This window comes from Alterinioella nitratireducens (genome assembly GCF_013155465.1).
GTDB classification, from domain to species: Bacteria; Pseudomonadota; Alphaproteobacteria; order Rhodobacterales; family Rhodobacteraceae; genus Alterinioella; species Alterinioella nitratireducens.
In genome coordinates, this window is the sequence record NZ_JABJVX010000023.1 from 20,606 (window position 1) to 28,506 (window position 7,901).

The following is a 7,901-nucleotide window of genomic DNA, read 5'->3' on the forward strand; positions in this document are numbered from 1 at the left end:
GGGCGCTTGGCGCGCTGGCTGCTCTGATGCTTGGCGGGATCTACGGCGGCTTCTTCACCCCGACAGAGGCTGGCGCTGTCGCCGCGTGGGGCGCGCTTGTCATCGCCGGCCTGAACCGGAGGATCACCCTGCGCCAAATCTGGAGAGTTCTGGTCGAAACCGGCTATGTCACGGTCACGATCTTGTTTCTGGTAGTCGCAGCAAGTATGTACAGTCGAATGCTTACCTTTGCAGGTGTCCAAGGGACAGTCGCATCGCTGTTGCAGAATAGCGATATGACTCCGCTTTTGTTCATCACGCTTTATGTGCTTGTTCTACTGTTGCTCGGTATGATCCTGGATGCAACGTCGATCATCCTGATCTGCGTTCCTATTGTCCTGGTGCCCTCGATTGCTTTGGGGCTAGATCCCATACATCTGGGCATCATCACCATCATTGCAGTCGAAACCGGACTGCTGACGCCGCCTCTCGGACTGTCCGCCTTCGTGGTCAAAGGGGCATTAGAGGACCAGGCCATCTCATTGGAGGTCATCTTCCAAGGTTGCGCTCCCTTCGTCATTATGATGCTAGTTGCGGTGGCTCTAGTATATGCTTTTCCTGTCATTGCATTGTTCCCGCTGTCTTAAGCGCGAAGTAGTTTTGAAGGGGCCTTACATGTGTTGACCTGCCCCCCGGAAGTTCCCTCACCGTAATGTAGAGTCTGCTTAACCTGAAGGAGCAGACGATATGAGGAAAAGCCGTTTCACCGATGCGCAGATTATCGGGATGATCAAGGAGCAGGAGGCTGGGTTGCCGACCTCTGAGCTTTGCCGGAAGCACGGTCTAAGCCCCGCGACTGAGCTACTCCCCATTTGTTGGACAGGATCTGGCGTAAATTAAGCTACTCTCTGCTCCTGCTGATCGGGTTGTGTTTTGTCATTTCTCAGCCAATAGACCACGGCTGGTGGCCTGCCGCCAAGGGCTGAGTGTGGGCGTTTGTTGTTGTAAAAGGTCATCCATTTCCGGATACCTGCCTTCGCTTCCATGTTGTTCGCGAGATAGGTGTACAGTGTCCCGCATCGGGCCTGCACACGAGCGGCAGCGGTGCGGACAGCCAAAGGTTCTTCCGCAAGGCGGGTGCAATCGTGCATGAGCCCTTTCAGATAAGTTTCCGCGACCCGTGCTCTGCCATGCCACAGCCACCAGCGAAGGCTTTTCGCGGGGCGCTGGAACAGCACCGGAATTCCAGTGAATCCCGGTATCTGGACCAGACCCTGAACGGCGGCCTCGACATGTCGAATACGCATCGAGATGTGCCACCAGTCGAGGATATGCTTCACCTGGCCGTCGCCACCCATGGCATTCCGTATGAGGTTCGGGAGAGCAAGCTCGCCATCAGAGATTACCGTCAACAGACGGCCCGGCTTCCATCCAAAGTCTGACAGCTCTTCTCGCATCCGGCTGCCTGGCGATGCCGTCGCATTGGCGACCAAGCCAAATCGTCGGCACATATTGCGACTTTCAATCTTACCGACCACAAGATCCAGGTGTCGCTACTGATACTCCGGTCGACAGCGGATATGCGCACCGTCCAGAAAAACCGTCAAACCCCCTTTGGGAAGTGCTTCAGCGGGATCGCCTGATGCCCTTCGACTTTTCTCGAGCCCCGCGGCTACTCTTCCCAACCGGTCACGCACCGTGGTGTGATGGGGCGGATGGCAGGGGAGGAAGCTTTTCATCAGCCGCGCGGCTTCGCGAAAGGAATGCCGGGACCCGAGTTCCGCATGGAGCCGCTGCAGCTCCGGGGTAGCCCGGTCAGGAAAGAAATAGGCCAGCGGAGAAATAGGTCCGCCGGGCATCGCCGCTGACCTGGCATCACACGAACAGCGGCGCAAGCGCGCGGCTTTGACCCGAACCCGCCCAAAGAGCGTGTCGAGATCGCGCGTGCGATAGTCATGAATGGCACGAACCGAGGCGCAATCCGGGCATACGCGGCTTTCTCGGATGATTTCCTCAACCTGATCGCAAAGAATTGCCCGCTGAATCTGTTCGACAACCCTCTTCCCATCCTCGAGGCGCAACCCGATCCCGTCTGGACAGGTCACCCGGTAGGGTCGTGAAATGCCGTCAAGCTGATGAGTGCGCTTCTCCCCGTTGTCGAAGGTAGTTTCGATTGTAATCCGTACGTCCATGGCAGCCCCACACGCAAAGAACTCACCTTAGCACGGGCCGCAACGACGAAGATGACCCCCATGTTTTGTCCACTCCCGTTGGATTTCTCATCTCACAATTAAGGGCTACGCGACACTTGGCTTTCAACCGGGCGCGCGGGAACGACAGGGTTCCCGCAGGCTACCTGCTGGGGTTCATGCGCTGATGGCGAACCTCGCCCGGTTCGGTAAGCCGACTAGCCGAAGCGACGACGCCAAGACAGGCGGCTGACCCGCGGGAGCGTGAGCTGCACGATCAGATCAAGGCCGCACCCAGCGGCAACCGGCAGTTTCACGAGTCAGACCTGTGTCGCCTCATCGGGCAGGCAGCCTACGACGCACGGGTCATCGATGTCATCCGGCAGTTCGGCTGTCCAAGGTTCACCGCGACGCTCGCCGTTCATGTGAGGGCCGTGATGGCCGGCGAGATTTCACGATGAAAGATGACCGGCTCATGCTGCTTTGCCACAATGTGGTTGGTCGGCACGGCCCAGTTATCCGGGCACATCAGCAAACTGCTCCAAGTCGGCGCCTGTGGTGACCAGGCTTCGCTCTGTGAGGATTATAGACTACTCTTCGACGCTATTGGGCGAGATCAAACACCTACCGCTCCTTGAGTATCAATCGGCCCTTCACTCTTTTTGGGGGGCCTTATCCTGAAGAACAGCGCGTACAGCACCGGCACGGCAATCAGCGTCAGGATCGAGGCGAAGGCGAGACCACCCATGATCGTCACCGCCATGGACGCAAAGAACGCGTCGGGCAGCAGTGGGATCATGCCGAGAATCGTTGTTCCGGCCGCGAGCACCACGGGCCGTAGACGGCTGACCGATCCATCCATCACGGACTGGTAATCTGGAACACCATTTGCACGTTGCAGGTCGAATTCCTCGACAAGAACGATGGCGTTCTTCATCAGCATCCCCGAAAGCGACAGGAAGCCGAGCAATGCCGTGAAGGTGAACGGCAGTCCGGTGAACAACAGCCCCAGAACCATACCGGTCACCGACATCGGCACGACAAGCCACAGGATCAGCGGCTGACGGATCTTGTTGAACATGAGGATCGAGATCGTCAGCATGATGAGAAAACCGAGCGGCAGCTGCTTGCCAAGGCTTTGCTGTGCTTCGCCGGCGCTTTCGAATTCGCCGCCCCACTCCATGGTGTAGCCCTCCGGAAGCGGCATCGCCTCGATCTGTGCCCGGACACTTCTGAAGGCTTCGTCGGCCGTCAGGTCGTCGCGTGCGCCACCGAGCGCGGTGATCGTTCGCTCCCGGTCGCGCCGGTGAATGAGCGCCTCGGCAAGGCGTGTCTCCAGGCTTTGCACCAGGTTGGCCATGGGAACATATGCGCCTGCTCCGGCGGACCAGACCGGCAGGTCGCGCACATGATCTGTGCCGGTGCGTTCGCTCTCGGGCAGGCGGAGCAGGATCGGGATCACCTCGTCGCCCTCCCGCAATTCGCCGACACGCAGACCCGAGGTTCCGAGCCGAATGGTGTCCGCGATGGCGCTCCGCGTGGCACCGGCAAGCCGCATCCGGGATTCGTCCACATTCGGCTCAATGAGCAATTCTCGTTGCCTCCAGTCCGTGCGAGGATTTGTGATCGTCCCGGCGTCTCTGAAGATCCCGATCGCATCATCTGCCAGCTGGCGCAGGATGATGGGGTCGGGCCCCGAGAAGCGGACAGCGACATCGGCACCGGAAGGCGGTCCGAACACGATCTCTTCGACCCGGATCAGGGCATGGGGAAATTGCGCCGGGAGGTCCTGGTTGAGCCTGGCTGCGATGGAGGGGATCCGTGTAGCATCGGCAACCCGGACAATCAGCTGGCCATAACTGGAATCGGCCTGCTCGGGATTGTAGGTCAGCATGAAGCGGCTTGCGCCACGCCCCACCAGCGTGGTGACGTCCGTCACGGCCTCCTCTTCACGAAGTATCGCTTCCAGCCGAAGCATTTCACGGTCCGTGATATTGATGTCGGTTCCTTGCGGCATCTGGAACTCGACGTAGAAAAGTGGCGTGTTGGACGCAGGGAAAAACGCCTGCTTCACCTGACCGAAGGCCATCAGCGACCACACCGTGATCCCCACAACCGTCAGAACGACGGGGATACGGGCCCGCAGCGCAAGCCAGAGAATCCCACGATAGGTGCTGTAGAACGCCCCTTTGTAAGGGTCGTCCGAGGTGTTCTTGGGTGCTTTGAGCAGCAGTTTGCCAAGATAGGGCGTGACGGTGACCGCAAGGATCCAGCTTAGCAACAGCGATATGGCGATCACGGCGAAAAGTGAGAACAGGAATTCTCCCGTCGCATCGGGCGACAGACCGATGCCAGAAAAGGCCATGATCCCGATGACCGTTGCGCCGAGAAGGGGAACGGATGTCGAAGTTTCGGTTTCGGCTGCGGCGTCCTCGGCGCTTTTTCCGCGCGCCATGCCGATCACCATCCCTTCGGTGATGACGATCGCGTTGTCGACCAGCATCCCCATCGCAATGATCAGGGCTCCAAGGCTGATCCGCTCCATCTGGATGCCGAAGATCGACATGAAGAACAGGGTCGAGAAAACGGTAAGCCCAAGGGTCGCCCCCACCACGAGGCCCGCGCGCCAGCCCATGGTCAGCATCAGGGCGCCTACCACGATGACGATGGACTGAGCCAAACCCACCAGGAAGCTGGAAACGGCCTGATCGACGACGACGTGCTGTTCGTAGATCGGGGTGATCTCGACCCCTTCGGGCAGGTTCTCTTTCAACTGATCCAGGCGGACGGATACGGCTTCGCCGACCTCGACGACGTTGCGGCTCGTTAGCGCCGAGACGCCGAGCGTGAAGGCGGCGGCTCCATTCTGGCGGATGATCTGACTGGGCTGTTCGGTTTCTTCCCGGGTGACGCGTGCGACGTCGTAGACCGATACCTGCCCGACTTCACCGGCGAGGCCCAGCCGTAGGGTCTCGATCCCTTCTGGTGCGATGTAACCCGGCGGCACCGAGAGGCCGATGCGCGCCGGGCCCTCGCTCAGTTCGCCATTCTGGAAGACCTGGTTCTCGTCGCGCAACAGGCCGAGGAGTTGATCGGGCGGAAGGCCGAGTTCGGCAAGAACCGCAGAGGGAATTGCAATATTAATAACCTCCTCGGTCAGGCCTTGCACATCCACTTTCGCTACACCGTCGACTGTCACAAGGCCCACGCGCAGGTTCGTTGCGAGATCCCGTTGCTCCTGCGGGCTCAATCCTTCGGTCGTGACGGCATAGAACATCCCGAAAACATCACCGAAATCGTCGTTGATGATCGGGGCCTGCGCCCCGGCAGGAAGTTGCCCTTCTACATCGCGGATGCGCCGCCGCATCTCATCCCAGACCTGGGGGATTTCGTCCGGACCGTAGCTCGTCTCGATTTCCACGGTGATCTGGGCCATTCCCGGCATCGATCTCGACTCGATCCGATCGAGCTGCATCATCTGCTGAAGCGCATCCTCGATGACGTCAGCTACTTCTTCCTCGACTTCCACCGCTGTCGCACCCGGATAGGGGACGAAAACAAGTGCGGTCTTTAGAGTGAAGCTTGGATCCTCGAGACGGCCGACTGTGTTCAGCCCCCAATACCCGCCAAACAGGCAGAAGATGATGATGAGCCAGACCGCCACCGGACGCTGGATGCTCGTACGAGAAATACTGAGTGCCATGAGACGATCTTCCGTTCTGCCCAAGGAAAGGAAAGGAATTATAAGCCGGCGGCGATGACGGACTGGCTTTCGCTCAGTCGCCACCAGCCACCGGACACAACCAATTCGTCACCCTCCAGCCCGTCAAGAACGACAATGTCGTTCTCGAAAGGCAGGCCCAACCGGACCGTCCTTCGCGTGACCCTACGGGATGCTTCGTTGTAAACCCAAACGGATGGTTCGGACCGGCTCGTCGTATCCACCGCCGATACGGGGATGACCACGGCTTGTCCCGTGTCGGCATCGGCTGAGACAGCGATGCCGACATCAGCCGTCATGCCCGGCAGCAGACGTGGATCGATTTCGCCGGTAATGGCAAATTCCAGATCATATGTTTGCGTCGTTGGGTCTGCATCGGTTGAAAAGGATCGCAGTTCGAGCGACACAGTGTACCCGGGCACTGCCGGAAAGCTGGCAGTAATGTCGAAGGCGTCGGGCGTCGCGCGCGCAATAGCTGCCAGTTCCTCGGGCAGGGAAATCACGACCCGCATTTCGCTAAGATCTTGCAGACGCGCAACAGGCGCTGCCGTCGTGGTATTGACGAATTCCTCGACGAAGGTTCTGGCCACAATCGCATCGAACGGGGCCAATATACGCACTTGCGATAAGCGCCGCTCGGCTTGACGAAGCTGTACTTGCGCCTGCGCAAATTGCGCCTGCGCCGTCTCGAGCCGGGCATCTGCGGCAACACCCCTCTCTGCGAGATCGGCGGCGCGCTGAAGCTCGGAATTTGCGAGATTGTAAGACGCCTGCGCCCGGTCCAGAGCAAGTTCAAAGTCGACCCTGTCGAGCTCCGCTATGATGTCGCCATTGCGGACCCTGTCGCCTGACTGAACGGCAAGATGCACGATCTGCCCAGGTATCTGGAAGGCAATATCGACGGTTCTGGCAGGTTCGACGCGGCCCGCGACTGTGCGGGTCTGAGTGATCGTGCGCGAGACCGCTTGGGTCAGCTCGACAGTGACGGGTCGACCCGCCTGGGGGGCGGGTGCCAAACCCGCCGGATCGGCCGCCGTTTCAGTCTGGGCCACAACGGAGGAAAGCACCGTCGGCAGAAACGGCGCCGCAAGGGCGGCGAGCGCCGCGACCGAAACGACGACGGCGAGACCTTTCATGCTAGTGTGTCTTTTCTTCAAGTTCATCGATCATGGTCCTCAACCGTTCGACGACACGCCGTTTGAGATCGGCGCCACCGTCAGGAAGTTTAAGAAGTCTCTGAAATCGCAGACCCTGGATTGCGAGCGCGGCAATCATTGCTGCCGGAGCGTCTTGCGTTTCAGAAAGGATACGTTCGATATCGCCGGTCAGCTCTTTGCGGAGCGGGTCGAGCAACTGCGGATCGGAGGCTGCTGCCGCGAGTATCGCCATGGACAGATCATCATCCACGCCCTCCGTTTGAACGATGGTCTCAAGATGCCCCCGTAATGTGCGTGACGACTGGTTCTCCGGGAGCCTTTCAAAAAGTTCGCGATGCGCAGTGAGCATTTGGTCCAGAAGCCCGGCCAAAAGAGCTTTCTTGCTTGGATAGTTGTAAAGAACGCCGCCCTTGCTCAGGCCGGCTTCTCTGGCCACGGACTCGATCGTGACCTTCCCGGCACCCTCTCGCATGGCGACGGTCCTTGCCGCCTCGAGGATCCGGCGCGACGCGTTGCCGCCGACCTCGGAGTGCGGGCGCTCATGCATGACTGTACCATCCGGTCGGTTAAGTTCAGCGGGGAAGTAGGTCGCTTCCACGACCGCGTCAAGCCTCCGCGAAGGCAATTGGTGTCAGCATGGACGAACGGCCCACGCGCGGATGTTGCTGCATCACGTCGCGCGAGGCTGTCCTATGTCTGAATAGATCTTCAAAAAGGCGTCAACCGCTCTTTTGGCATGATCTGAAACGTCGATCTTTGGGTCGAGGGTCAGCAATCGAGGATAGTGTCCCGGGAAATGGTGTAACTTTGCTCTTCGGCCTTGGCTCGGCCGCAGTTACAGGGCGGCGATTGTCG

At 59.5% G+C, this 7,901-nt stretch carries 4 protein-coding genes and 2 pseudogenes; 2 read left to right on the forward strand and 4 right to left on the reverse strand.

The window, feature by feature from the left end:
* Positions 1–26: 26 nt before the first annotated feature.
* Both HNS34_RS19295 and HNS34_RS19300 read left to right on the forward strand, forming a co-directional pair.
* Positions 27–626, forward strand: a complete 600-nt coding sequence (locus tag HNS34_RS19295; RefSeq protein ID WP_172321725.1) for a TRAP transporter large permease subunit — start codon at positions 27–29, stop codon at positions 624–626.
* A gap of 100 nt (positions 627–726) precedes the next feature.
* Positions 727–837: pseudogene (locus tag HNS34_RS19300) on the forward strand (transposase); the annotation flags it as partial.
* A gap of 38 nt (positions 838–875) precedes the next feature.
* On the opposite strand, the pseudogene HNS34_RS20820 reads toward HNS34_RS19300, so the two are convergent.
* The 4 genes and pseudogenes from HNS34_RS20820 to HNS34_RS19320 all read right to left on the reverse strand — a co-directional run bounded on the left by HNS34_RS20820 (position 876) and on the right by HNS34_RS19320 (position 7,644).
* Positions 876–2,171: pseudogene (locus HNS34_RS20820) on the reverse strand (ISKra4 family transposase).
* Between the two features lie 613 nt (positions 2,172–2,784).
* Positions 2,785–5,871, reverse strand: coding sequence for an efflux RND transporter permease subunit (locus HNS34_RS19310; protein ID WP_172321726.1), 3,087 nt, complete (start codon positions 5,869–5,871; stop codon positions 2,785–2,787).
* 38 nt (positions 5,872–5,909) lie between these two features.
* Complete coding sequence (locus HNS34_RS19315; RefSeq protein ID WP_235952820.1) at positions 5,910–7,025, reverse strand: efflux RND transporter periplasmic adaptor subunit; 1,116 nt, start codon at positions 7,023–7,025, stop codon at positions 5,910–5,912.
* A gap of 1 nt (position 7,026) precedes the next feature.
* Complete coding sequence (locus tag HNS34_RS19320) at positions 7,027–7,644, reverse strand: TetR/AcrR family transcriptional regulator (protein ID WP_235816324.1); 618 nt, start codon at positions 7,642–7,644, stop codon at positions 7,027–7,029.
* Positions 7,645–7,901 lie beyond the last annotated feature (257 nt).